Here is a 23552-nt window from a genome sequence, read left to right as displayed (position 1 = left end):
AGAGCGTACTTCGTCCATGTTCGCCAAGCGTCAGTCCGCCCTCGCCGCCACGGCCGGCGCTCCGCCAACGGGGCGGCTGCCGAAGCTTGACCTCAAGTCCGCCCTCGCCGTGTTCAGGAAGCCGCCGGTCGCCGTCGGCGCGGCCGGTCTTCTTCTGATGGGCACGGTGGCCCTGTTCCTGACGGTTCTCGGCGACCCCCGCGCCGGAACCCCGACCGCCCGCGTGGCCCTGAAGCGCGAGGCCCCGGTCGTGGCGCCGGCGCCGACCGGCCTTGAAGCCTTCTCCATGGGCGGGTTCGCCGCCTGGCAGGGTCTGGGCGCGGACCCCGCGTTGGCGGATCCGACCGGCGCGGCCGGCGGCGACGCCCTGATAACCCTGCCGGACGGTGCGACCGTCGCCGGCGGATCGGCCATCGCCGCGCCCCGGATCGCGCCCTCGCCCCTGCCGGCGGCCCCCATCGCCGGCCTCAGCCAGCCGGGCCCGCAAGGCGCGCTCCCTGTCATCGCCGCCGACGGACGCGTCCCGGCCCAAGCCTATGCCCGACCCTTCCAGCCCAACGGCAAGCCGCGCGTCGCCCTGATCGTCGGCGGCCTCGGCCTCAACGCCGTCACGACCCGCGCCGCCATCGAACGCCTGCCCCCCGAGGTGACCCTCAGCTTCGTCCCCTACGCCCAGGGGCTGCAGGGCTGGATCGACCTGGCGCGCGCCCAGGGCCATGAGGTCATGATCGAGATCCCGATGGAGCCGACCGGCTACCCCAACAACGATCCCGGCCCCTACACCCTGCTGGCCAACGCCACGCCCAACGATGTCGAGGCCAGGATGGCCTGGCTGCTGGGTCGGGCGACCGGCTATTTCGGCGTCACCAACTATCTGGGCGACCGGTTCATAACCTCGGACACGGGCATGGCGGCCTTCCTCGGGACCCTGCGCCAGCGCGGCGTCGCCTTCCTTGACGACGGCTCGGCCCGCCGCAGGCCCGGCGCCTGGGCTCGCGCCAGCGCCGACGCGATCATCGACGAGACCCAGACCCCGGCCGCCATCATCGGCCGCCTGAACGCGCTCGAGGCCGCCGCCAAGTCGCGCGGCGCGGCCCTGGGGACCGGCTTTGCCTATCCGGTCACGGTCGAGGCCGCCGCCCGCTGGACCGCCGGTCTGGACGCCCGCGGCCTGCAACTGGCGCCGGCCTCGTCGATGACGCAGCGACCGGGCAGATGAGTGACGAGTGGCGGGTGGCGAGGGGCGAGATGCTCCGCCTTGTAAATCGCGCTGTCTCGACGCCGAGCCCTGACATCTCCGCAACGGACACCCGCCGCTCGCCACTCGTCACTCGCCACTAGATGGACTTCCCAGCCCACCGCCCCAACGTCGGCGTCGTCCTGTTCAACCCCGACGGCAAGGTCTGGTTCGGCCGTCGCGCCGGACAGGGGGGCTCGCACGCCTGGCAGTTCCCGCAGGGCGGCGTCGACAGGGGCGAGGACATCGAGGCCGCCGCCCGGCGCGAGCTGGAGGAGGAGACCGGGGTCACCTCGGTCGAGCTGCTCGGCCGTACCGAGAGCTGGATCGTCTACGACTTCCCCGAGGCCCTGAAGGCGCAACACAGGCGCGACGGTCGCAAACCGTGGGACGGCCAGAAACAGGTCTGGTTCGCCTTCCGCTTCACCGGCGACGAGGCCGAAATCCGCCTCGACCAGCACGACGAGATCGAGTTCGACGCCTGGCGCTGGGGCGACCTGTCGGAAGCCTGCGACCTGATCGTGCCGTTCAAACGGCAGGCCTACGAACAGGTGGTCGCAGCCTTCTCGAAGTTCGCGGCGTCTGCGCTCAGGTAGCGAGGCCGCGCGCCTCGAGCGATCGCGCGCTCAAGATCCCGCCGCCGGGTTCATCACCGTGGCCATGATGCCCGCCTTGCCCCAGTGGGAGCCAGCCGGCGGGGTGACGATCTCGATCATCGCCGATTCCGAGCCGATCGTGCCGCTGAAGGTCGCCGAACCGGCCGCAGCGTCGGCCGCGATCTCGTTCCAGTCACCCCCGGCGTCGCGCAAGGCGGCGGTGATGGCTGTGACGTCGGCGGTCGCGACATTGATCGCGGCGACGCGACAGCTGCCCGCCTCGTCGGCGCCGATCAGGATCTGACCGCTGGCCGAGGCCACCGCGCCGTAGTCGATGGTCACCGGCATGTCGTGGAAGGCCCCCCGCGTGTCCGGATCGCTGCCGCCGTCGACCAGATCGACATGGGCGGCCGTCAGCGCTGCCGAAGGCGGGTTCAGCGGCAGTTCGCCCATGGCGTTCTTCGCGCACACATGTTGAACCGCATAGAGGAACGCCTCGGCGGGCGTCGCGGTCGCCGTCTGGGCTTGAGCGTGTGAAGCTCCGAAAAGGCTGAGGCCCGCCACGAGGGCGAGACGGCGAAGGTTCGTCATTTCATTCTCCTGTCCTGATAGCCGCAGACTAGGCCCGCTTCCACCCGGTCCGCGAGGCGAAAATCATTGTTCGACGAAAAGCCTGTACGCCTCAATCCTCCTGGGCTGCCGGATTCATGACCGTAACGATCAGACCGGCCGAAGGGCCGAAGCCAGAGGTGACAGCCGGATCGGCGACGCGGACGAAGACGATGTCTCCATCAAGGGTCGCGAGAAACTGGGTTACGCCCGGCGAGACCTGACCCGTCTCGGCCCAGTCGTCGAGGGTCTGGAGCCCGGCCTTCATGGCCTCGACGTCCGAGGGGGTGACATCCAGCGCCGCCACACGGCACCAGGCCAGGGTCTCATCGACACCGATATTGATCCGCCCGGTGTCCGACACGACGAAGCCGAAGGCCATCCGGTCCGCCTCCATGTCGTGGAAGGCGGCGAGCGTGGCGGGATCGCCCGAAGCATCGGTCAGGACGACCCGGGGTCCGTTCAGGTCGGCGTTCATGATGTCGAAGGGCAGGCGTCCGGCGACATTGGGCCCGCAGACATTGCGCACCGCATGCAGCAGGGCGTCGGCAGGCTGCGAGTCGTTCGTCTGCGCGACGGCGGGCGGAGCGGCCATGCAGGCCAGGGCGAGAGCAAAGGCGATCAGGCGAGGGCGCGTCATGGCGTATCCCTTGAAGATGCGGGAAGCCTAGCCATTGAAGCGAGGCGGAGCCAGAGGGCGGGACGACAACCAATGCCTCCGTGGGGAACCGTCAGGGACAGGTCGCGCGCCTGACCCGTCTGGCGCTCGCGGGAAAGCGCGCCAGCTTTCCCGCAGGCCGGATCGGACGCGGGACGAAATTGCCGCCGCAGTTGGGGCAGACGCCCTTCAGCGGCCCGGCCACACAGTCGGCGCAAAAGGTGCATTCGAAGGTGCAGATACGGGCCTCGGCGCTGTCGAACGGCAGGTCGCGGTCACAGCATTCGCAGTTGGGGCGCAGTTCGAGCATTTTATCCCCGCTCATCCCGGCGAAAGCCGGGACCCAGTTCTTTGGGGGAAAGGTATCACCGGGTTTGTCGCGCCGTCGATCCCAAGTAACCTGTCTCACGAAAGCACTGGGTCCCGGCTTTCGCCGGGATGAGCGGAACTCTAGATTTTGCGCGAAAGACCCCGCCGCGCCAGGCCGATCAGCGCCACCAGCGCCCACGCGCCCTCCATCAGCACCGCCGACAGGTTGAAGTCGAAATACAGCGACACCAGGATCAGCAGCGCGCCGGTCAGGTTCAGTAACAGGGCGGGTGCCTGCGTCGGGTCCAGCTTCTTCGCCGTGGCACCGGCGTAAGCGGTCAGGATGCACAGCACGCCGACGACGCCGACAAAATCAGGGAGGGTCATGCCCCGTCCTTAGCCCGAGGCGGCGGACGGCGCACCTTGTCATCCCGGCCGGAGCGAAGCGTAGAGCCGGGACGGGACGGGCTTCAAACGAAAACTCCCGGACAGCTCGAAGAGCTGAACCGGGAGACGGGTCGCTTCACCCCTTCTCCCTGACAGGCGCGCTGCGCCTTCCGGGAGGGATAATCATGGAGCATAGCCGTCCCCGATAGCCGCTGCGCGGCTTCGGGGATGACAAGGCTTCAGGCCGCCGTCACTTCCGAGGCCTGTTCGGCCAGGATGGTCAGGCCGGCCGGGGTCACGTCGGCGAAGCCGCCGTGGACCTCGAACTTGCGACGCGTGCCGCCGTCGAACACCGTGACCACGCCTTCGCGCAGGGCGGTCATGAAGGGCGCGTGGTCGGCCAGGACGCCGAAGTCGCCCTCGACGCCCGGCGCATCGACCTGATCGACGAGGCCAGCGAAGACCTCGCGCTCAGGCGACACCAGCGAGAAAGAAAGCTTCCCGGCCATGCTTATGCAGCGTCCGCGGCGAGCTTGGCGGCCTTTTCGACGGCCTCCTCGATCGCGCCGACCATGTAGAAGGCGGCTTCCGGCAGGTGGTCGTATTCACCGGCGACGATGCCCTTGAACGAGCGGATCGTGTCTTCCAGCGACACGAACTTGCCCGGCGCGTTGGTGAACTGCTCGGCCACGAAGAAGGGCTGCGACAGGAAGCGGCTGATCTTGCGGGCGCGCGAGACGACCAGCTTGTCCTCTTCCGACAGCTCGTCCATGCCCAGGATGGCGATGATGTCCTTGAGCGACTTGTACTGCTGCAGGACTTCCTGGACCGAACGGGCGACGCGGTAGTGTTCCTCGCCGATGACCAGCGGGTCCATGATGCGCGAGGTCGAGTCCAGCGGGTCCACGGCCGGGAAGATGGCCTGGGCGGCGATGTCGCGGTTCAGCACGGTCGTCGCGTCCAGGTGGGCGAACGAGGCGGCGGGCGCGGGATCGGTCAGGTCGTCGGCGGGGACGTAGATGGCCTGGATCGAGGTGATCGAGCCCTTCTTGGTCGAGGTAATGCGTTCCTGCAGGTTGCCCATCTCGGTGGCGAGGGTCGGCTGATAGCCCACGGCCGAGGGGATACGACCCAGCAGGGCGGACATTTCCGAACCGGCCTGGGTGAAGCGGAAGATGTTGTCGATGAAGAGCAGGACGTCCTTGCCCTCCTCGTCGCGGAAATACTCGGCCTGGGCCAGGCCGGTCAGGGCCACGCGGGCGCGGGCTCCGGGAGGCTCGTTCATCTGGCCGTAGACCAAGGCGCATTTCGAGCCTTCGCCGCCGCCGGCGACGTTCACGTTGGACTCGATCATCTCGTGATACAGGTCGTTGCCTTCGCGGGTGCGCTCACCCACGCCGGCCAGAACCGAATAACCGCCGTAGGCCTTGGCGATGTTGTTGATCAGTTCCTGCATCGTAACGGTCTTGCCGACGCCGGCGCCGCCGAACAGGCCGGTCTTGCCGCCCTTGGTGTAGGGGCAGATCAGGTCGATGACCTTGATGCCGGTGACCAGGATTTCCGACGAGGTCGACTGCTCTTCGAATGACGGCGCCTCGCGGTGGATCGGGCGGTACATCGTGGTCTGGATCGGACCGGCTTCGTCGATCGGCTGGCCGACGACATTCATGATGCGGCCGAGCGTGCCCGGGCCGACCGGGGCCAGGATCGAGGTGCCCGTGTCGGTCACCGGCTGGCCGCGCGTCAGGCCCTCGGTCGTGTCCATGGCGATGGTGCGGACCATGTTCTCACCCAGGTGCTGGGCGACTTCCAGGACCAGGGTGAAGGGCTCGCCCGTCTTCTGGTCGACGTTCCGGGTTTCAAGCGCGTTCAGGATCGCCGGCAGCTGGCCGGTGAACTCGACGTCCACGACGGCGCCGATGACCTGGGCGATCTTGCCCACGCCCGTTCCGGCGGTGACGACGGCGTTGCCGGTCGCGGAGGCGGCGGCAGCCTTGGGAGCCTTGGAAGCAGCGGGCTTCTTGGGGGCGGCGGGTTTCTTGGCGACGGTGTCGGTCATCGGGTGCGGTCCGTTTATCGTGTGTTCTGTCAGGATCGGAGGATCAGAGCGCTTCCGCGCCGGCGATGATCTCGATCAGTTCGGTGGTGATCTGGGCCTGGCGCTTGCGGTTGTAGCTTAGCGTCAAGGCGTTGATGAGGTCGCCCGCATTGCGCGTGGCGTTGTCCATGGCGCCCATCTGGGCCCCGAAGAAGCTGGCCTGGTTCTCGTACAGGGCGGCCAGCACCTGGGTGGTGATGTTGCGCGGCAGGACGACGTCGAGAATTTCCTCTTCCGAGGGCTCGTAGTCGTAGACGGCGCCGTTCAGGTCGATCGGCGGGGCGTCGCCATCGACGACGGCCGGGATCAGCTGTTTCGGCGTCGGCACCTGCGAGATGACCGACTGGAAGCGGCTGTAGAACAGGGTCACGACGTCGGCGTTACCGGCCTCGAACTCCTCGGCGATCAGGGCGGCGATCGGCTCGGCGGCGGCCATGCCGATGACCTTGTGCTCGCTCAGTTCGAAGGTGCGCACGATGCGGGCGCCGAACTGGCGGGTCAGGCCGTCGCGGACCTTGCGGCCCACGGCGATGATCCGGACGTCCTTGCCGGCGGCGATCAGGGTGTTGATCCGTTCCTTGGCGGCCCGGATCACATTGGTGTTGAAACCGCCGGCCAGACCCTTGTCGCCCGTCGCCACGACGACGAGGTGCTTCTTGTCCGAGCCGGTGCCGGCCAGGAGTTTGGGCGCGCCGTCGCCGGACACGCCGGCCGCCAGGTTGGCGATCACGGCGGCCATCTTCAGGGCATAGGGACGCGCCGCCACGGCCTGATCCTGGGCGCGCTTCAGCTTGGCCGCGGCGACCATGTTCAGGGCTTTCGTGATCTTCTGCGTGGACTTCACGCTTCCGATCCGATTGCGCATTTCCTTGAGGCTGGCCATCGGGTGGTGCTCTTCTAATCCCTACCGGTCAGTCTTACGCGAAGGTCTTGGCGAAGGCTTCGATGGCGGCCTTCAGTTCGGCTTCCAGCTCCTTGGACAGGGCCTTGGTCGTCTTGATGGCGTCCAGCGTCGACTTGTGGGCCGAGTGCATGCGGGCCAGCAGTTCGGACTCGAAGCGGGCGATGTCGGCCACCGCGATCTTGTCGAGGAAGCCGCGCGTGCCGGCATAGATCGACACGACCTGCTCCTCGACCGTCAGCGGCGAGTACTGGGGCTGTTTCAGCAGTTCCGTCAGGCGCGCGCCGCGGGCCAGCAGGTTCTGGGTCGAGACGTCCAGGTCCGAGCCGAACTTGGCGAAGGCGGCCATCTCGCGATACTGGGCCAGCTCGCCCTTGATCGAACCGGCGACCTGTTTCATCGCCTTGATCTGGGCCGAGGAGCCCACGCGCGACACCGAGATGCCGACGTTCACGGCCGGGCGGATGCCCTGGTAGAACAGGTCGGATTCCAGGAAGATCTGGCCGTCGGTGATCGAGATCACGTTGGTCGGGATATAGGCCGAGACGTCGTTGGCCTGGGTCTCGATCAGCGGCAGGGCCGTCATCGAGCCCGAACCATTGTCCTCGTTCAGCTTGGCCGAACGCTCCAGCAGGCGGCTGTGCAGGTAGAAGACGTCGCCCGGATAGGCTTCGCGGCCCGGCGGACGGCGCAGCAGCAGGGACATCTGGCGATAGGCGACGGCCTGTTTGGACAGATCGTCATAGACGATCAGGGCGTGCATGCCGTTGTCGCGGAAGAACTCGCCCATGGCCGTGCCCGAGAACGGGGCCAGGAACTGCAGCGGGGCCGGCTCGGACGCCGTGGCGGCGACGACGATGGTGTATTCCAGGGCGCCGCGCTCCTCGAGCGTCTTGACGATCTGGGCCACGGTCGAGCGCTTCTGGCCGATGGCGACGTAGATGCAGTAGAGTTTTTCGCCTTCCGACGCGCCTTCGACGTTGATCGACTTCTGGTTCAGGATGGTGTCGATCGCCACGGCGGTCTTGCCGACCTGACGGTCGCCGATGATCAGCTCGCGCTGGCCGCGGCCGACGGGGATCAGGGTGTCGATGGCCTTCAGGCCGGTCTGCATCGGCTCGTGAACCGACTTGCGGGGGATGATGCCCGGAGCCTTCACGTCCACGCGGCGACGCTCGGTGAACTGGATCGGGCCCTTGCCGTCGATCGGCTCGCCCAGCGGGTTGACGACGCGGCCGAGCAGGCCCTTGCCGACCGGAACGTCCACGATCTCGCCCAGGCGGCGGACTTCGTCGCCCTCGGCGATCTGGTTGTCCTGGCCGAAGATCACGGCGCCGACGTTGTCGCGCTCGAGGTTCAGGGCCATGCCTTTGACGCCGGCCTTGGGGAATTCGATCATCTCGCCGGCCTGGACATTGTCCAGACCGTGGATGCGGGCGATGCCGTCGCCGACCGACAGGACCTGACCGACGTCCGAGACGTCGGCTTCCACGCCGAAGTTGGCGATCTGGGACTTGAGGATGGCCGAAATTTCGGCGGCGCGGATGTCCATGTCTGTCTCTCTGTCTTGTCGTTCGGCGCTGTTGGCGTCGTCGGCTGTCTTGGCGCTATCGGCAGAGCCGATCAGCAGTGTTGGCGTTTCCCGCCAGCGGCGGATTGCAGTCTAGGTCAGGCCCGCTTCAGTGCGAACTTCATCTGGTCGAGCTTGGTCTTCAGCGAGGCGTCGAAAAGTTTCGAGCCGACCTTGACCTTCAGTCCGCCCAGGATCGACGGATCGACGCGGGCGGTCATCTCGGGAGCCTTGCCCAGCGCCTGCGACAGGGCCGAGCGAATATGGGTGGTCTGGGCGGCCGACAGCGGCACGGCCGAGACGACTTCCGCCGCGACGACGCCGGTGTGCGCCGCATACAGGCTCTCGAAGCCGGAGATGACGGCGCCCAGGTCGCGAGCGCGGCCGTTCTGGGCCAGGAGGCCGAGGAAATTCTTCGTGGTGGCGTCGAACTTCGCCTTGGTCGCAATAGCCGCGAGGCCCTTTTGCTGGTCCTCGGCGGCGATGACCGGCGAGGTGGCGAGGCGGCGCAGGTCGGCGCTCTCGATCCAGGCGGCCTTCAGCGACTTCAGGTCGGCGCGAACGGCCTCCAGGCGGCCGGTTTCCAGGGCCAGGTCGAACAGCGCCTGTGCGTAGCGCGCGCCGACTTCCGTCGTTCTGAAATCGTCAGCCAAGGCCTGTCCGTCCGCTGTGCGTATCTGTTCAAACGACCGGCCGCGAAGCTCGCGCCGGTCAAAGGCTTGTAATGCTTAAGGAAAGCACGCCAAGGGCCGTCTCGTTGGAAACGCCCCCTGGAAGCCGGGCGCCTGATAGCATGGGCTTTTCGCTGTCGCAACCGAAGCCGGGGAACGATACGGTCGCACCCGCGCTCACCACTGCGACATTATGGCTGCCTCAACCTCAAAGAACGTCATTTTCGCCGCCCTGGCCGGGAACCTGGCCATCGCAGTGACCAAGCTGGGCGCCGCCCTGTTCACCGGCTCGGCCGCCATGATGTCGGAGGCGATCCACTCGGGCGTCGACACCGGCAACCAGATCATCCTGCTGATCGGGCTCAGACGCGCCGCCCGGCCGGCGAGCGTCGGCCACCCGTTCGGCCACGGGCTGCAGCTCTATTTCTATACCTTCGTGGTCGCGGTCCTGATCTTCGGCGTCGGCGCGGTCCTCTCCATCACCCACGGCATAGAGCGCATCCGGTCGCCCGAGCCGATCGAGAACGCCTGGGTCAACTATGTCGTGCTGGGCCTGTCCGTGCTGTTCGAGGGCGCATCGTGGCTGGTGGCGCTGAACGCTTTCAACAAGCAACGCGAGGGCCGGCCCTTCTTCGCCGTCATCCGCTCATCCAAGGACCCGACCATTTTTACCGTCCTGTTCGAGGATACCGCCGCCCTGGCCGGTCTCGTCGTCGCCCTGGTCGGGGTGGTCTGCAGCCATCTGTTCGATCTGCCGGTGCTGGACGGAGTCGCCTCGGTCGTCATCGGCCTCATCCTGGCGATCACCGCCGCCTTCCTCGCCGTCGAGAGCCAGAGCCTGCTGACCGGAGAGGCGGCCGATCCTGCGACCCGCGAAGGCATCGAGGCCATCGCCCGCGCCGCGCCCGGCGTCATGGGGTTGAATGACGCCCGCACCATGCATTTCGGTCCAAACGAGATCCTCGTCTGCCTCAGCCTCGACTTCCGCGACGACCTTACCGCCGCCGAGGTCGAGGACACAGTCGCCCGGCTGGAGCACCGCATCCGCGCCGCCTACCCCCAGGCCGGCCGCATCTACGTCGAGGCCCAGAGCCTGGCCAGCCATGCCGCTGTCCGGGCCGCCGTGATGGCTGGCGGCGGGGCGGGGGCCCTGGTCGATCAGGTCCCGGAAGTCGTTTCGACGCGGCCTGCGTCCTAGCCTGGGCTTGAACTGCGCCGCGCGGCGTGCGCTACAGGGAAAATTCTTCCTGCCAGAGAGACCTTGATGTTCGACAGTATCACCCCGCTGCTTAGCGACCCGGCCGCATGGGCCGCCCTCGTTACCCTGGTGGTGATGGAGGTCGTGCTCGGCATCGACAATCTGATCTTCATCTCGATCCTGTCGAACAAGCTGCCGCCCGAGCATCGCCAGCGCGTGCGCCGCATCGGCATCGGCCTGGCCCTGATCATGCGCCTGGCCCTGCTGTCGGTCATCGCCTGGCTGGTCGGCCTGATCCAGCCGGTCTTCACGGTAATGGGCAACGAATTTTCCTGGAAGGATCTGATCCTGATCGCGGGCGGCCTGTTCCTGATCTGGAAGGCCACCAAGGAAATCCACCACACGGTCGATCCGACGCCGACGCACGACGTCCTCGACAAGAAGGATGTGATGATCTCCAACGCCGGCTCGGCGATCGTCCAGATCATCATCCTCGACCTCGTCTTCTCGATCGACTCCATCCTGACGGCCGTCGGCATGACCGAACACCTGCCGATCATGGTGGTCGCCGTTCTCGCCGCCGTGACCGTCATGCTGCTGGCCGCCGACCCCCTGGCCAACTTCATCGCCAAGAACCCGACCGTGGTCATGCTGGCCCTGGGCTTCCTGCTGATGATCGGCCTCGTCCTGATCGCCGATGGTTTCGGCTTCCATGTACCCAAGGGCTATATCTATGCTGCCATGGCCTTCTCGGCCGGCGTGGAGGCGCTGAACATGATGGGACGCTCCGCCACCTCCAAACAGGAGAAGGCCAAACTCGCGCGTCAGGTCGCCGATCAGGCGGAAGTGCGCGCCAGGGAAGCGGAGGCGGAAGCCGCCGCCGACCCGGCCCACTGATGCGTGGACGGGCGTTCCGTCCGGTCGCGGCGTTCGCGGGGCTGATCGGCCTCGCCCTCGCCCCGGCCGGGGTTGCACAGACGTCGGCGCCCGCCGCCCCCGTCGCCCAGGCCGTCGCGCCCGCGACCCAACCCGCCCGTCCGCCCCGCTACGGCTACGAGATCGTCACCACCTATCCGCACGACCCCGCCGCCTTCACCCAGGGGCTGGAGTTCCACGACGGCATCCTGCTGGAAAGCACGGGCCGTCATCCGTCCAGCGTGCGCCGCGTGCGCCTCGAGGACGGCGTGGTCCTGCAGAAGCGCGATCTGGACGTGCAGTTCTTCGGCGAAGGCCTGACCGCCGTCGGCGACCGCATCCTGACCCTGACCTGGCAGGGCGGCCACGGCTTCGTCTGGGACATCGACGACCTCGAGCCGGCCGGGACCTTCTCCTATTCCGGCGAGGGCTGGGGCCTGACCCACGACGACACGCGGGTCATCCTGTCGGACGGCTCGCCGTCGCTGCGTTTCCTCGATCCCGTCACCCTGCAACAGACGGGCTCGGTCCCGGTCACCTATATGGGCCGTCCGCTGGAGCGGCTGAACGAGCTGGAGTTCATCGAGGGCGAGGTCTGGGCCAACGTCTGGCAAACCAGCTTTATCGTCCGCATCGACCCGGCCACGGGCGTGGTCATCGGCGTCATCGACCTGACCGGCATCCTGCCCGACCCGGTCGCCAATCCGAACGACGACGTCCTCAACGGCATCGCCTGGGACGCCGAGAACCGGCGGCTGTTCGTTACCGGCAAGAACTGGCCCAAGCTGTTCGAGATCCGCCTGACCGGGCCGCGCTGACGTCACAAGTCTCCTCCCTGTGCGCGCTTGCGCATGGGGAGGTGGCAGCGAGCCCTTCGCGAGCTGACGGAGGGGGTCTTGCCGCCGCTGAGAACCCCTCCGTCTCTTCGCTACGCTTCGAGCCACCTCCCCACGCCTGCGGCGCAGGGAGGAAACAGGTTGCAGGAATTTATTCTCTCGCGCCTCTTGCGCCCGCCAGCCGCCGACCCCACGTCCCCGTCAGGTCTTTGACATCTCGATCCGCGAAGCGCGTCGCCCGCCCGATTTTCGTCCGCTGAACAAGCCGCCCACGCACAAGTCCTTGTTTTCCCTCACCCGACCAGTCGTTTCGTCCGTTTCGTCAGGGTGTTTTACGTCCGAACACGCGGACGAAACTGGCCCTACAGGAAGCTGTACGGATCCACGTCCACCGTCAGCCGAACCGACCCCGGCACCTTCACCCGGCTGAGCCACGACCGCAGGAACCCCTGCAGGTCGACATCCCGATCCGCCCGCACGAGCAGTCTCTTGCGACGCCGTCCCCGGATCAGCCCCAGGGGCGCATCGGCAGGGCCATAGACCTCCAGCCGCTCCGCGTTGGGGATCGCCGCCGCCAGGGCGTTGGCGACCTTCTCGACCGCCATCGCGTCGATGCCCGACAGGATGATCGCGGCCAGCCGTCCGTGCGGCGGCAGGGAGGCCGCCTCACGCTCCGCCATCTCGGCCTCGACGAAGGCGTCCCGGTCCCCGGCCGCCAGCGCCATCAACACCGGATGCTCGGGCGTCCAGGTCTGCAGGATCGCCCGCCCCGGCTTGTCCGCCCGCCCTGCCCGGCCCGTCGCCTGGGTCAGAAGCTGGAAGGTCCGCTCCGCCGCCCTCAGGTCCCCGCCGCGCAGGCCCAGGTCGGCGTCCACCACCCCGACCAGGGTCAGGTGCGGGAAGTTATGCCCCTTGGCCGCGGCCTGGGTCGCTACCAGGATGTCGATCTCTCCGTCGGTCATCCGCTGGATCAGAGCCCGCATCGCCTTGGGGTCCGGAATGGTGTCGGAGCTGAACACCGCCGTCCGGGCCTGAGGGAACAGCTGGCGCACCTCCTCCTCGACCCGTTCGACGCCGGGCCCGACCGAGACCAGACTGTCCTCGGCCCCGCAGGAGGGACACAGCTTGGGCCGCACCATCGAGAACCCGGTCAGGTGACAGACCAGCCGCCCGGTGTAGCGGTGCTCCACCAGCCAGCTGTCGGTGTCCGGCGAGGTCATCCGATGCCCGCAGGCCCGGCACAGCACCACCGGCGCATAGCCCCGCCGGTTCAGGAACAGCAGGGTCTGCTCTCCCGCCAGCAGGGTTTCGCCGATCGCCTCACGCAGCGGCTGCGACAGCCAGGTCTGGGGGTCGGGTGGGTTCTGCCTCAGGTCCAGCAGGCTGATCGCCGGCAGCACGGCCGCCCCGTGCCGGCTCGACAGCTTCAGCCAGCCGTAGCGGCCGTGATGGGCGTTCCACAGGGTCTCCAGCGACGGCGTCGCCGAGGCCAGGACCACCACCGCACCCTCGATCCGCGCCCGCGCCACGGCCAGGTCGCGGCCGTGATAGACCAGCCCCTCCTCCTGCTTGAACGACCCGTCATGCTCCTCATCGACCACGATCAGCTTCAGGTTCGGGAAGGGCAGGAACAGGGCCGAGCGCGCCCCGACCACGATGTTGCAGCGCCCCGCGACCACCGCCTCCCACACCATCCGCCGACGCGGCGGCGCGACCCCCGAATGCCACTCGGCCGGCGCCGCCCCGAACCGCTTCGTGATCCGCTCAATCAGCGCCTGGGTCAGGGCTATCTCGGGCAGGAGGATCAGGATCTGGGCCGAAGGGTCCCGCTTCAGCGTCCGCGCCACGGCCTCCAGATAGGCCTCGGTCTTGCCCGACCCAGTGACCCCGTCCAGCAGAAAGGGCTTGAAGACGCTGGCCTCGGTGGCCGCCGACAGCGCATCCGCCGCCGCCGCCTGGTCCGCGTTCAGCGTCGCCGGGTTATGGTCGGGATCGGGGGCATCGAAGGCGGCCTCCGCCTCGATCTCGATGACCTCCAGCACCCCCTCGTCGACCAGCCCCTTGACCACGGCCGAGGAAACCCCCGCCGCCCGGGCCAGCGCCGCCCCCGGCATCGCCGTCTCGCCGAGCGCATCCAGCACCGCCGTCCGCCCGGCCGTTGGTCGCGCCGGGACCCGGTCGCCGACGCGCCTGAGCCGCCGCTCCGGCCGGGGCCTCGGCGCCCGCAGCCCCTTCAGGGCCGTCGCCGCCATCTCGCCTGGCGGGCTCAGGGTCCAGCGCGCGGCCCATTCGACGAAATCCACCGTCCCCGGCGGCAGGCTCGGATCGTCCAGCTTCTGCTCGACCGCCTTCAGCCGCCGGTTCGACCCCGTCGTCTCGCGCACCTCGGCCACGATGCCCCGCATCAGGCGCGGCCCCAGGGGCACGGCGACCTGGTCGCCCCGCGCCAGCTCGAGCCCATCGACCACCTCGTAGTCGAAGGCCTCGTGCACCGGCAGGGGAATGAGAACCGAGGCGACTTTCACCCTTCCTCCCCCGTCGGGGGAGGGGGACCGCCGCGCGCTTGCGCGGGGGTGGAGGGGGCCAGACGCACATGCCGGCATCCGGGGCGAGCCCCCTCCGTCTCTACGCTTCGCTTCGAGCCACCTCCCCCGACTGGGGAGGATTTAGAGGCTCGCTCTCGCCTGCCTACGCCGTTAAAACCCGGACCCATGAAACTCTTCCTCGACACCGCCGACGTCGCCGTCATCAAGGACATGCTGCCCACCGGGATGGTGGACGGCGTGACCACCAATCCCACGCTGATCGCAAAGTCCGGGCGCAACATCGCCGAGGTCATCGCCGAAATCTGCGCCCTGGTCGAGGGCCCGATCTCGGCCGAGGCCGTGGCGACCGATTTCGAGACCATGGTCAAGGAAGGCGACAAGCTGGCCGCCATCGCCCCGAACGTCGTGGTGAAGCTGCCCCTGACCTGGGACGGCCTGCGCGCGGCCCGCGCCTTCGCCGACAAGGGCGTCCAGACCAACGTCACCCTGTGCTTCTCCGCCGCCCAGGCCCTGCTGGCCGCCAAGGCCGGCGCCACCTACGTCTCGCCCTTCGTCGGCCGCCTCGATGACCACGGCGCCCAGGGCATTGAGCTGCTGGAAGAGATCCGCGCGATCTACGACATCCACGGTTTCGAGACCCGGATTCTGGCCGCCTCCCTGCGCCATCCGGCCCATGTGACGGCCGCCGCGCTCGCCGGATCGGACGCCGCCACCCTGCCCGCAGACACTTTCAAGGCCCTGATCAAGCACCCGTTAACCGACAAGGGTCTTGATGCCTTCCTGGCGGACTGGGGCAAGACCGGTCAGTCGATCCTGTAAAAATACGGCCCGGCGTTCCGGGAGGAGCGCCGAAGTGACGTCCAGGGACCAGACCGCAGACCTGTTCGCCGCCAGTGAGCTTCACTGGCCCGACGTTCGCGCCTGGCTGCAGGCCCACCCCCAGACCCTGCTGGATGACCGCTCCCTGCTGGCGGAGGTCGGTCTGAAGCCGCATGGCCGCAACGTCGTCGAGTTCGGCCGCGCCGCCCTGACCCGGCTCGAGGAAGCCGCCGAGCGCGAGGCTGACGCCAGGAAACGCATCGAGTCGGTCGCCCGCGCCAATTTCGCCGCCCAGACCCAGACCCATGTCGCGGCCCTGGACCTGATGGAGTCGCGCAACCATTCCGATCTGGCCCGCCGACTGGATGCGGTGGCGCAGGGCCGATTCGGTCTGGCCGGCGCCGCCATCGCCATCGAGAAGCCGGGCGGCGTGCCTTTCGGCTGGCGCGGGCTGGAGGTCGGCGCCGTCGACACCCTGCTCGGCGACCACGGGCTGACCTGGCTTGGGCCCATGTTCGACGGCCTCGACCTGTTCGGCCCTTCGACGGAGCAGGCCAGGTCCGTGGCCCTGATCCGCATGGCGCCACACCTCGGCGGCGAGCGCCCCGAAGAGGCCCGCCCCGCCCTCTGCGCCTTCGCCTCGCCCGAGGAAGAAGGCTTCACGCCCGGCATGGGCTGCGAACTGGTCGCCTTTATCGCCCGGGTCGTCGAACGCACGGCCGAGCGATGGCCGATCCTCAACTGACCGCCCCAAGGCGCCTCAGCGCAAATGAGGCCCTGTCGGCCTGGCTCGAGCATCTGGCGCACGAGCGCCGCCTGTCGCCCCGCACGCTGGAGGCCTATGGCCATATCGGCCGGCTCTACCTCGCCTTCCTCGAGCGCCACCGCGGCGGATCGCAGGGCCTCGGCGACCTCGGGACCGTCACCGCCGCCGAACTGCGCGCCCACCTCGCCGAGCGACGCTCCGGCGCCAGTTCCGGCAAGAATGGGCCACTCAATGCCCGCTCGCTCAGCCAGACCCTGTCGGCGATCCGCACCTTCCATGTCTTCCTCGACCGCCGCTGCGGCACGCCCGCGCCCCAGCTGGCCCTGGTGCGCGGGCCCCGGGTGACACCCTCCCTGCCCCGCCCGGTCAGCGCCGATCAGGCCCGGGGCATGCTCGCCGAGCCCGCTCTCGATCCCGACGCCAAACCGTGGGAGGCGTTGCGCGACGCCGCCGTCCTGTCGCTGCTCTACGGCTGTGGCCTGCGAATCTCGGAGGCGCTCGGCCTGACCCGCGCCGACGCCCCGCTCCCGGAAAGCCTGCGCATCTCCGGCAAGGGCGGCAAGACCCGGATCGTCCCGGTCCTGCCCGCCGTGCGGTCAGCGGTGGACGCCGCCGTCCTCGCCCAGCCCTTCCCGCTCGAGCCGTCGGACGCCCTGTTTCGGGCCCGTCGCGGCGGCCCGCTCAGCGCCCGCCATGTGCAGGCGACGATGCAGAAACTGCGCGGCCGCCTCGGCCTGCCCGCATCGGCCACGCCCCACGCACTCAGGCACAGCTTCGCCACCCATCTGCTGGGCGCGGGCGCCGATCTGCGCAGCATTCAGGAACTGCTGGGCCACGCCAGCCTGTCCACGACCCAGAAATACACCGCCGTCGACGCCGCCCATCTGCTGGGCGCCTATGCCGCGGCCCATCCGAGAGCCTAGTCGGCCGGAAGACGATCTCCGCGTCCGGGCGCGACGGCTTCGCGGCCAAGAGCATTCGATCCGGGCACGCGGTAGTTGACCACGATCGGATCCGGACAGCCATTCACTCGGCGATCCAGCAGGCGATAGAGGCCGACCGGGTCGCCGCCGTCGCGCCACAGAAGGCTGTTTCCGGCATTCGGATACGTGGCCAACCTGACATCGCTGTCGCAGCCGAAACCAGTGTCGCTCAAGACCGGCCTCCGCGCGGCGCTCTCTCGCGCAGGAAGCTCCGGCACGATCATCTCTTGAATTGTCGCGGGCCGAAGGGAAGGGGCAGGACCCTCGGCCGACTGGGGCGCGGCGGTGAGAAGGAGCAGGATCGACAGCATCGGAATCTCCATTCTGAACGCCCGGTATACACCCTCCGGCTGCACTCAGACATGACTAAACGGTAACGCGGCAACGGCTAGGCGCGCCCCGGCCGCCGTCCTAGGCTCGGGCAAATGCCGCGGGGAGGCGGCCATGATCGAGCGGACAACGCAGACCAGGGACGAACCCGGGCACGAGGGCCTCGACCGCCGGCAGGTGCTGGGCGGCGGCGCCCTTCTGCTGACCGGTCTCGGCGGCTTTACGCAACAGGCCGTCACCCCGCCCGTCCCGCCGCCTGACGCCCTGTCGCTGTCGGCGAACCTGCTGACCCGGATGGCCGCCGCCGTGCGGCTGAACGGTCGCAGCCCGCGCCTGTTCGTGCTGGACACGGGCGCCGAGCGCACCTCGATCGCCCGCGATCTGGCCGAGGCCCTGGGTCTGCCGGCCGGTCCCACCGTGGTCGTCCACGGCATCACCTCGGCCCAGGAGACGCCCACGGCCGTGGTCGGGCGGGTGACCTTCGGGCGGCGACGTTTCAACAACGTAGTCATGCCGGTGTTCGAGCGGTCGCTGCTGGCCGCCGACGGCTTGCTGGGCCTGGACATCCTGTCCCAGTTCCGGCTGTCGATGAACCTGGCGGACCGGACCGTCAGCCTGACGCCCTCGGGCCCCGCCTTCTACACGTGGGGCTCCGCCTCCATCATCCCGACACGCCTGCCGGGCGGCGCGCGGGCGCGACTGGATTCCTCGGGCCAGTTGATCCTGACCAACGCCGTGGCCGACGGCGTCCCGGTCCAGTCGTTCGTCGACAGCGGCGGCCAGTATTCGATCGGCAACACCGCCCTGCTGCGCGCCATCGGCGGTCAGGTGGGTTCGCGGCCCATCCCGCTCTTCGGCGTCACCGGCCAGACGATCGACGCCTATGCCGGTCGCCTGAACACCCTGCGGATCGGCCGGCATGAGCTGGGCGCCACGCCCCTGCTGTTCGCCGACCTGCACGCCTTCAACACCCTGGGGCTGGGCGACCAGCCGGCGCTGCTGATCGGCGCCGACGTGCTCTACCGTTTCCGCCGGGTCGAGCTCGACTATGGCGCGCGTCGCATGGGCTTCGGCGCCCTTCAGCCGCGAGCGCCGTCCGCCATCGAGCGGTAAGCGCTCAGATGCTTCGGATCGCACCGCCATCAATGCGGATCAGGGAGCCCGTGACATAGGCCGCCCTCGGACTGGCGAGGAAGGCTGCAACCGCGCCGAACTCGGCCGGATCGCCCAGCCGCCCGACCGGAATACTCTCGACCGACTTCGACTGCGCCTGTTCCGGCGTGACTCCCGTGCGTTCGGCAGCGGCTTTGTCCAGCTGCTGGATGCGCGGGGTGTCGATACGGCCGGGCAGGAGGGTGTTGACGGTCACCCCGTCGGCGGCGACCTCGGTCGCCAGGCTCTTGGCCCAGCCGGTGATGCCGGCGCGCAGGGTGTTGGACACGCCCAGCATCGGATTGGGCTCGACCGCCGAGGACGAGGCGACATTAAGGATGCGGCCCCAGCCCGCCGCGCGCATGGCCGGCAGGACCCGGTCGGTCAACCGGAAGACCGACAGCACCATGGAGTCGAACTGGGCGCGCCACAGCTCCGGATCCAGCCCCGCCACACCCGACGGCGGCGGCCCGCCCGTGTTGTTCAGCAGGATCTCGATCGGCCCGCCCAGCAGGCCCTCGGCCGCATCCACCGCCGCCAGCAGGCCCGCGTGATCCGCCAGATCGGCCGTCACGATCACGGCCCGGCCGGTCGATGTCGCATTGATCCCGTCGGCCACGACCTGCAGCTTTTCCGCGTCCCGCGACAGCAGGGCGACATGCGCACCCTCCGCCGCCAGCGCCTCGGCCACGGCGCGACCGAGACCGCTGAATCCGCCGCAGACGAGCGCGCGCTTGCCGGCAAGGTGGAGGTCCACCCTAGGCCTGCATCGTCCAGCCCTCGACGCCCATGGCCGCCTGTTTGACGGCTTCCGAGCGGGTCGGATGGGCGTGGGAGGTACGGGCGATGTCTTCCGACGAACCGCCGAAAGCCATCGTGATGCAGGCCTCGGCGATCAGTTCGCCGGCCGCCGGGCCGAAGATGTGCACGCCCAGCACCTTGTCCGTCGTCGCATCGGCCAGAACCTTCACGAAGCCCTCGGTCTCGTGGTTGATCTTGGCGCGGCTGTTGGCGGTGAAGGGGAATTTGCCCTTCTTGAACGCGACGCCCGCGGCCGTCAGCTGTTCCTCGGTCTTGCCGACCCAGGCCACTTCAGGCCCGGTGTAGATGACGCTGGGGACCAGGTCATAGTCGACGTGGCCCGCCTTGCCGGCGATGAACTCGATGACGGCGACGGCGTCTTCTTCCGCCTTGTGCGCCAGCATCGGGCCGTGGGTCACATCGCCGATGACCCAGATGCCGTCCTTGCGGGTCTTCAGATGGTCGTTGACGAGGAAGCCGCGCTTGTCGGTCTCGATGCCGACGCTCTCCAGGCCCAGGCCGGCCGTGTAGGGACGACGACCGATGGCGACCAGGACCACGTCGCCGGTCAGGGTTTCGGCGGCGCCGCCGGCGGCGGGCTCCAACGTCAGGACCACGCCGTCCTTGGCCACCTTCGCCGAGGTGACCTTGGTCCCCATCTTGAAGATCATGCCCTGTTTGGTCAGGCCGCGCTGGAAGGCGGTGGCGACCTCGGCATCCATGCCGGCGCCGACCTTGTCGAGGAACTCCACGACGGTGACCTCGGCCCCCAGTCGACGCCAGACGGAACCGAGCTCCAGCCCGATCACGCCCGCGCCGATGACGATCAGCTTCTTCGGAATCGCCGACAGCGACAGGGCGCCGGTGGAATCGATGATCTTGCCCTCGACGAAGTCCACGCCCGGCAAGGGGGTGGGCTCGGAGCCGGTGGCGATGACGATGTCCCTGGCGGTCAGGGTCGTGACGGTTCCGTCGGCGGCGGTGACTTCCACCTTGCCGGTTCCGACGATCTTGCCCGTGCCCTTGACCCAGTCGGCCTTGTTCTTCTTGAACAGGAACTCGATCCCCTTGGTCAGGGCCGTCACGCTTTCGGCCTTCTGCTTCATCATCTGCGGCAGGTTGACCTTGGGGGCGCCCACATCGATGCCCAGAGTCGGGAACTCCTTGTTGGCGATCTCGAACAGTTCCGACGCGTGCAGCAGGGCCTTGGAGGGCATGCAGCCGACGTTCAGGCAGGTGCCGCCCAGGGTCTCGCCCTTTTCGACGCAGGCCACCTTCAGCCCCAGTTGCCCGGCCCGGATTGCGGCGTTGTAACCGCCGGGTCCGCCGCCAATCACGACGACATCGTAGGAAACGGGAGCGGCGGGGGCGGCGTCTGCCATGAGAACCTCTGTATCGGGCGCGGTCGGGGGGTCGGCCGCTGTCCTAGCGCCTGACCGTTCCGGGTCAACCGCTGGCAGGGATATGGGTGTCCCTTCAGGCCTCAAGTAGCCCAAGGGGCGACAGGCCGACGAAGAATGTGGATCAGGCGGCGAGATGGCCGGGCGAACGATGTCGCCGCCTCCGTCGCGAGACGGCGACGATGATGAGGCCGACCACCAGCAGTATGCCCAGCACCAGCCAGGTCGGATCGACCGGCAGGCCGATCGGGGCTACCGCCTCGGCCGACTGCCGGGCGATCTCGCCGCCGCCGACGGAGGCGTCCGCCTGGATCGAGGTGCTGGCCGGACCGCCGCCGCCCGATCGGTCGATGGCCAGCCTCAGCACCGCATCAGCGAGGAAGCCGAGAAAATAGGCCACGGCCGCCTTCGGATTGCCGGCGCCGAGCATGAAGGCCGCAACCAGATACAGGGCCACTGCTCCGATCCACAGCGCCGCCTGGGGAATGCCGCCGCCGGTCTCGACGACGGCGGAGGCGCGCTCGGTCGCCACCGTCGTGGGAGCGCCCTCGAAGAAGGGGGAGAGGAAGGGCCAGGCCAGCCAGCCCGCATAGCCGATCACGGCCAGCACCAGAATGAACCGCAGGATCTTCATGGCCGGACTCCGAACGCGATCAAACGACGTTCGTTAATCTAACACGCCGCCCAGCCAAGCCAAGCCGTGAAGCGTCAGGCCGCGCCCGCGATCGCCGGTTCGACGGGCGGCAGGATCACGGTCGCCTCGGCCCCTTCGCCCTCGGCCCCGGTCAGGGTCAGGGCGCCGCCGGACTGGCGGGCGAAGGCGTGAACCTGGGCCAGGCCCAGACCCGCCGCGCCGTCGCGGGTGGTGAAGAAGGGTTCCAGCGCACGGGCCGCAGTCGCGGCATCCAGCCCCGGGCCGGTGTCGCGCACCGTCAGCCGCGCCCCGCCGTCGGCGAGCGCTTCCAGCCGCACGGCCACGGAGCCCGCGCCGCCCAGAGCCTCGACCGCATTGCGGACCAGCGCCTGGACCGCGCCTTCGAAACCGACCGGATCGACGCGCACCGGCGCCGCATGGGAAGGCCCCTCGATCAACAGGTCGACGCCCGGTCCGGCGAGGGCCCGCAGACGGGTCTCCATGGCGCGCAGCAACACGCCGGAATCCAGCACCTGGGCATGGGCGTCCTCGCCCTGCGAGAAGGCCGACAGACGACGGGTAAGGGCCTCTCCCCGCTGCCCGGCCGCCAGGGCCGCCTGGCCCAGACGGCGCACCCGGGCCGGGTCGTCGGCGGTCTTCAACAGCATGTCGAGCGCGCTGGTCATCACGGCCAGCAGGGCGTTGAAGTCCTGGGCCACGCCGCCGGTCAGGCGGCCGACGCTCTCCAGCCGACGCGAGGCCTCGTTTCCGGTCTCGACCTGGGACAGGACCTGCGCGCGCGCCTCTTCGGCCGTCCGTTGAGCCTCGGCCCGTTCCGCTTCGATCTGGGCGCGAGCAGCTTCCAGCTCGGCCTGCAGTTCCGCCTCGCGGGCCGCGGCGGCCTCCAGTTGCGGCGCCAGGTCGGCGACCGGCTCGGCCAGGACGACGGCTGCGGGGGTCGTGGCGGGTTCAAACTCGACGACGGGGGCGGGCTCGACGTCGATCTCAACCGCCGTCTCCGGCACGATGGGATCGCCGGCGAGCAACAGTGCGTCGACCGCCTCGTCCGGCGCGTTCAGCGGCAGGATGCGCCAGGCCACGCCGTTGTCGCCGCCCATCATTGAGACGATGCCATCGGCCTCGCCAGGCTGGGCGTTGATCGCGGCGCGCAGGGTCTGGCGACCCTCGACCCGCTCGGTCTCGCCCAGGAACTGGTCGGCAAAATCGGCGCCGATGACATCGAGCGTGCGCCCGAACAGGGCCAGGGCCACCGGATTGGCTTCGCGCACCACGCCGTGGGCGGACACCACCACCAGGGCGCTGGACGCAGCTTCGAACACGCGGCGGGTCAGGTCGTCGTGGGTCGACACAGGCACAGTTTCGGGCTGGAAGGCCTCGGGCGTGGTCAGGCCTTCGGTCTCCACGAGGGCGGCGGTCGAGCCGATGATCTGGCCGTGGGAATCCTCGATCGGCATGGCGGTCACCGAGACCAGCATCTTCCGGCGCGTCGAGGGGTTGGCGATGATGTGCTGGAAGCCTTTGACCGTCTGGCCGCGCAGGGCGCGCGCGCTGGGCAGCAGGTCCGGCGGGACGGGCCGGCCGTCGGGATAGGTGATTCCCCAGGTCGCCGAGTGGAACCGCAGGCCGATCAGCTCGGCGTCGCGCCGGCCCATCAGCTGGTGGGCGGCCCGGTTGGCGAAGACGAATTTGCCGCCGCGATCCGTCTGGACCAGGGCGACGGGAATGGCGTTCAGAGTCTCGTACAGCCGCGTCTCGGCCGCCTCGCGGGCCCTGGACACCGCCCCCAGCTCATCCGAGGTCGAGACATGGCGGGTGCGGTTGGTCACCGCGAACACCAGCGCCAGAATGGCGACGACCGAGGTCACGGCGGCGACGATTCCCAGCACGAGGACCCAGTCGATGTCGCCTTCCATGAACATGTTCGGTCTTCCTGTCTTGGCACGCGGCGCGGTGTTCGACCGGATGACTGCAAGCCCGGCGCCGCCCGGCGTGACAAGCCGGTTACGGCCTGTCCTGGCGCGGGTCCAGTCGCATTCGCGCGATCCCGGTGAACGACGGCGGAAGACGGCAAAAGGGCCGGGCGTCGCCGCCCGGCCCTTCCCGTCTTGAGACGTC

Annotated in this window: 24 protein-coding genes; 9 read left to right on the top strand and 15 right to left on the bottom strand. The window is 68.8% G+C overall.

Features of this window, described 5'->3' with window-relative positions:
• The first annotated feature begins 16 nt into the window (after positions 1-16).
• Entirely contained in the window at positions 17-1219 is a 1203-nt protein-coding gene (locus ACP7AB_RS05045; RefSeq protein ID WP_425989342.1) for a divergent polysaccharide deacetylase family protein, read from the top strand.
• A 122-nt stretch (positions 1220-1341) separates the two neighbouring features.
• Positions 1342-1833, top strand: a complete 492-nt coding sequence (locus tag ACP7AB_RS05040; protein WP_425989345.1) for an RNA pyrophosphohydrolase — start codon at positions 1342-1344, stop codon at positions 1831-1833.
• 30 nt (positions 1834-1863) lie between these two features.
• On the opposite strand, the gene ACP7AB_RS05035 is transcribed toward ACP7AB_RS05040, so the two are convergent.
• The 9 genes from ACP7AB_RS05035 to ACP7AB_RS04995 form a co-directional block, all read right to left on the bottom strand.
• Complete coding sequence (locus ACP7AB_RS05035; RefSeq protein ID WP_425989347.1) at positions 1864-2424, bottom strand: hypothetical protein; 561 nt, start codon at positions 2422-2424, stop codon at positions 1864-1866.
• A 91-nt stretch (positions 2425-2515) separates the two neighbouring features.
• Positions 2516-3082 carry a hypothetical protein gene (locus ACP7AB_RS05030; protein ID WP_425989350.1) on the bottom strand — a complete coding sequence of 189 codons (567 nt, stop codon included), beginning with the start codon at positions 3080-3082 and terminating at the stop codon, positions 2516-2518.
• Positions 3083-3173: 91 nt separating this feature from the next.
• Positions 3174-3410 carry a DUF1272 domain-containing protein gene (locus ACP7AB_RS05025; protein ID WP_425989353.1) on the bottom strand — a complete coding sequence of 79 codons (237 nt, stop codon included), beginning with the start codon at positions 3408-3410 and terminating at the stop codon, positions 3174-3176.
• Positions 3411-3550: 140 nt separating this feature from the next.
• Positions 3551-3796 (bottom strand): CBU_0592 family membrane protein, encoded by a 246-nt coding sequence (locus ACP7AB_RS05020; RefSeq protein WP_425989356.1) that lies wholly within the window; start codon positions 3794-3796, stop codon positions 3551-3553.
• A 239-nt stretch (positions 3797-4035) separates the two neighbouring features.
• Positions 4036-4305, bottom strand: coding sequence for an ATP synthase F1 subunit epsilon (locus ACP7AB_RS05015; RefSeq protein WP_425989359.1), 270 nt, complete (start codon positions 4303-4305; stop codon positions 4036-4038).
• Between the two features lie 2 nt (positions 4306-4307).
• On the bottom strand, positions 4308-5855 hold the full coding sequence (atpD, locus tag ACP7AB_RS05010) for a F0F1 ATP synthase subunit beta (RefSeq protein WP_425989362.1): 1548 nt from the start codon (positions 5853-5855) through the stop codon (positions 4308-4310).
• 43 nt (positions 5856-5898) lie between these two features.
• Positions 5899-6777 (bottom strand): F0F1 ATP synthase subunit gamma, encoded by an 879-nt coding sequence (locus ACP7AB_RS05005; protein ID WP_425989365.1) that lies wholly within the window; start codon positions 6775-6777, stop codon positions 5899-5901.
• 34 nt (positions 6778-6811) lie between these two features.
• The gene (gene atpA / locus ACP7AB_RS05000) at positions 6812-8347 is read right to left on the bottom strand and encodes a F0F1 ATP synthase subunit alpha (RefSeq protein WP_425989368.1); all 1536 of its coding nucleotides are present in this window, start codon (positions 8345-8347) and stop codon (positions 6812-6814) included.
• Between the two features lie 116 nt (positions 8348-8463).
• Positions 8464-9018: a F0F1 ATP synthase subunit delta gene (locus tag ACP7AB_RS04995; protein WP_425989371.1), complete on the bottom strand. Its 555-nt coding sequence runs from the start codon at positions 9016-9018 to the stop codon at positions 8464-8466.
• Between the two features lie 211 nt (positions 9019-9229).
• Between ACP7AB_RS04995 and ACP7AB_RS04990 the strand changes: the two genes are divergently transcribed.
• From ACP7AB_RS04990 to ACP7AB_RS04980, 3 genes are all read left to right on the top strand, one after another.
• Positions 9230-10234 carry a cation diffusion facilitator family transporter gene (locus ACP7AB_RS04990; protein ID WP_425989374.1) on the top strand — a complete coding sequence of 335 codons (1005 nt, stop codon included), beginning with the start codon at positions 9230-9232 and terminating at the stop codon, positions 10232-10234.
• Between the two features lie 66 nt (positions 10235-10300).
• Complete coding sequence (locus ACP7AB_RS04985; RefSeq protein WP_425989377.1) at positions 10301-11131, top strand: TerC family protein; 831 nt, start codon at positions 10301-10303, stop codon at positions 11129-11131.
• On the top strand, positions 11131-11967 hold the full coding sequence (locus ACP7AB_RS04980; protein ID WP_425989380.1) for a glutaminyl-peptide cyclotransferase: 837 nt from the start codon (positions 11131-11133) through the stop codon (positions 11965-11967). The genes ACP7AB_RS04985 and ACP7AB_RS04980 overlap by 1 nt, the downstream gene beginning before the upstream one ends.
• 380 nt (positions 11968-12347) lie before the next feature.
• On the opposite strand, the gene ACP7AB_RS04975 is transcribed toward ACP7AB_RS04980, so the two are convergent.
• Positions 12348-14510, bottom strand: a complete 2163-nt coding sequence (locus tag ACP7AB_RS04975; protein WP_425989383.1) for a primosomal protein N' — start codon at positions 14508-14510, stop codon at positions 12348-12350.
• 186 nt (positions 14511-14696) lie between these two features.
• Between ACP7AB_RS04975 and fsa the strand changes: the two genes are divergently transcribed.
• The 3 genes from fsa to ACP7AB_RS04960 are packed head-to-tail and all read left to right on the top strand — an operon-like array spanning position 14697 to position 17039.
• A complete protein-coding gene (fsa, locus tag ACP7AB_RS04970) occupies positions 14697-15350 on the top strand; it encodes a fructose-6-phosphate aldolase (protein ID WP_425989386.1) in 654 nt (217 codons plus the stop codon).
• Between the two features lie 34 nt (positions 15351-15384).
• Positions 15385-16095, top strand: a complete 711-nt coding sequence (locus ACP7AB_RS04965) for a DUF484 family protein (RefSeq protein ID WP_425989389.1) — start codon at positions 15385-15387, stop codon at positions 16093-16095.
• The gene (locus ACP7AB_RS04960) at positions 16077-17039 is read left to right on the top strand and encodes a tyrosine recombinase XerC (RefSeq protein WP_425989390.1); all 963 of its coding nucleotides are present in this window, start codon (positions 16077-16079) and stop codon (positions 17037-17039) included. The genes ACP7AB_RS04965 and ACP7AB_RS04960 overlap by 19 nt, the downstream gene beginning before the upstream one ends.
• On the opposite strand, the gene ACP7AB_RS04955 is transcribed toward ACP7AB_RS04960, so the two are convergent.
• Positions 17036-17410: a hypothetical protein gene (locus tag ACP7AB_RS04955; protein ID WP_425989393.1), complete on the bottom strand. Its 375-nt coding sequence runs from the start codon at positions 17408-17410 to the stop codon at positions 17036-17038. The genes ACP7AB_RS04960 and ACP7AB_RS04955 overlap by 4 nt on opposite strands.
• A gap of 133 nt (positions 17411-17543) precedes the next feature.
• On the opposite strand from ACP7AB_RS04955, the gene ACP7AB_RS04950 reads away from it, so the two are divergent.
• Positions 17544-18542, top strand: coding sequence for a retropepsin-like aspartic protease (locus tag ACP7AB_RS04950; protein ID WP_425989396.1), 999 nt, complete (start codon positions 17544-17546; stop codon positions 18540-18542).
• A gap of 4 nt (positions 18543-18546) precedes the next feature.
• Here ACP7AB_RS04950 and ACP7AB_RS04945 read toward each other — a convergent pair whose 3' ends face one another.
• From ACP7AB_RS04945 to ACP7AB_RS04930, 4 genes are all read right to left on the bottom strand, one after another.
• Entirely contained in the window at positions 18547-19338 is a 792-nt protein-coding gene (locus tag ACP7AB_RS04945) for an SDR family oxidoreductase (RefSeq protein ID WP_426046109.1), read from the bottom strand.
• 1 nt (position 19339) lies between these two features.
• Positions 19340-20764 carry a dihydrolipoyl dehydrogenase gene (lpdA, locus tag ACP7AB_RS04940; protein WP_425989402.1) on the bottom strand — a complete coding sequence of 475 codons (1425 nt, stop codon included), beginning with the start codon at positions 20762-20764 and terminating at the stop codon, positions 19340-19342.
• Positions 20765-20906: 142 nt separating this feature from the next.
• Positions 20907-21416, bottom strand: a complete 510-nt coding sequence (locus ACP7AB_RS04935) for a hypothetical protein (protein ID WP_425989403.1) — start codon at positions 21414-21416, stop codon at positions 20907-20909.
• Between the two features lie 74 nt (positions 21417-21490).
• Entirely contained in the window at positions 21491-23356 is a 1866-nt protein-coding gene (locus ACP7AB_RS04930; protein WP_425989406.1) for an ATP-binding protein, read from the bottom strand.
• Between the last annotated feature and the right edge of the window lie 196 nt (positions 23357-23552).

This window comes from Brevundimonas sp. TWP3-1-2b1, from assembly GCF_049896165.1.
Classification (GTDB): Bacteria; Pseudomonadota; Alphaproteobacteria; order Caulobacterales; family Caulobacteraceae; genus Brevundimonas; species Brevundimonas subvibrioides_B.
Note: the sequence above shows the minus strand (reverse complement) of the source record. Positions and strands in the feature narration are given on the sequence as shown.

Bases quoted from the DNA above. Each gene is read 5' to 3' on its own strand.
- ACP7AB_RS05045 (WP_425989342.1), top strand. From the start codon at position 17: ATGTTCGCCAAGCGTCAGTCCGCCCTCGCCGCCACGGCCGGCGCTCCG.
- ACP7AB_RS05040 (WP_425989345.1), top strand. From the start codon at position 1,342: ATGGACTTCCCAGCCCACCGCCCCAACGTCGGCGTCGTCCTGTTCAAC.
- ACP7AB_RS05035 (WP_425989347.1), bottom strand. From the start codon at position 2,424: ATGACGAACCTTCGCCGTCTCGCCCTCGTGGCGGGCCTCAGCCTTTTC.
- ACP7AB_RS05030 (WP_425989350.1), bottom strand. From the start codon at position 3,082: ATGACGCGCCCTCGCCTGATCGCCTTTGCTCTCGCCCTGGCCTGCATG.
- ACP7AB_RS05025 (WP_425989353.1), bottom strand. From the start codon at position 3,410: ATGCTCGAACTGCGCCCCAACTGCGAATGCTGTGACCGCGACCTGCCG.
- ACP7AB_RS05020 (WP_425989356.1), bottom strand. From the start codon at position 3,796: ATGACCCTCCCTGATTTTGTCGGCGTCGTCGGCGTGCTGTGCATCCTG.
- ACP7AB_RS05015 (WP_425989359.1), bottom strand. From the start codon at position 4,305: ATGGCCGGGAAGCTTTCTTTCTCGCTGGTGTCGCCTGAGCGCGAGGTC.
- atpD (WP_425989362.1), bottom strand. From the start codon at position 5,855: ATGACCGACACCGTCGCCAAGAAACCCGCCGCCCCCAAGAAGCCCGCT.
- ACP7AB_RS05005 (WP_425989365.1), bottom strand. From the start codon at position 6,777: ATGGCCAGCCTCAAGGAAATGCGCAATCGGATCGGAAGCGTGAAGTCC.
- atpA (WP_425989368.1), bottom strand. From the start codon at position 8,347: ATGGACATCCGCGCCGCCGAAATTTCGGCCATCCTCAAGTCCCAGATC.
- ACP7AB_RS04990 (WP_425989374.1), top strand. From the start codon at position 9,230: ATGGCTGCCTCAACCTCAAAGAACGTCATTTTCGCCGCCCTGGCCGGG.
- ACP7AB_RS04985 (WP_425989377.1), top strand. From the start codon at position 10,301: ATGTTCGACAGTATCACCCCGCTGCTTAGCGACCCGGCCGCATGGGCC.
- ACP7AB_RS04980 (WP_425989380.1), top strand. From the start codon at position 11,131: ATGCGTGGACGGGCGTTCCGTCCGGTCGCGGCGTTCGCGGGGCTGATC.
- fsa (WP_425989386.1), top strand. From the start codon at position 14,697: ATGAAACTCTTCCTCGACACCGCCGACGTCGCCGTCATCAAGGACATG.
- ACP7AB_RS04960 (WP_425989390.1), top strand. From the start codon at position 16,077: ATGGCCGATCCTCAACTGACCGCCCCAAGGCGCCTCAGCGCAAATGAG.
- ACP7AB_RS04955 (WP_425989393.1), bottom strand. From the start codon at position 17,410: ATGCTGTCGATCCTGCTCCTTCTCACCGCCGCGCCCCAGTCGGCCGAG.
- ACP7AB_RS04950 (WP_425989396.1), top strand. From the start codon at position 17,544: ATGATCGAGCGGACAACGCAGACCAGGGACGAACCCGGGCACGAGGGC.
- lpdA (WP_425989402.1), bottom strand. From the start codon at position 20,764: ATGGCAGACGCCGCCCCCGCCGCTCCCGTTTCCTACGATGTCGTCGTG.
- ACP7AB_RS04935 (WP_425989403.1), bottom strand. From the start codon at position 21,416: ATGAAGATCCTGCGGTTCATTCTGGTGCTGGCCGTGATCGGCTATGCG.
- ACP7AB_RS04930 (WP_425989406.1), bottom strand. From the start codon at position 23,356: ATGTTCATGGAAGGCGACATCGACTGGGTCCTCGTGCTGGGAATCGTC.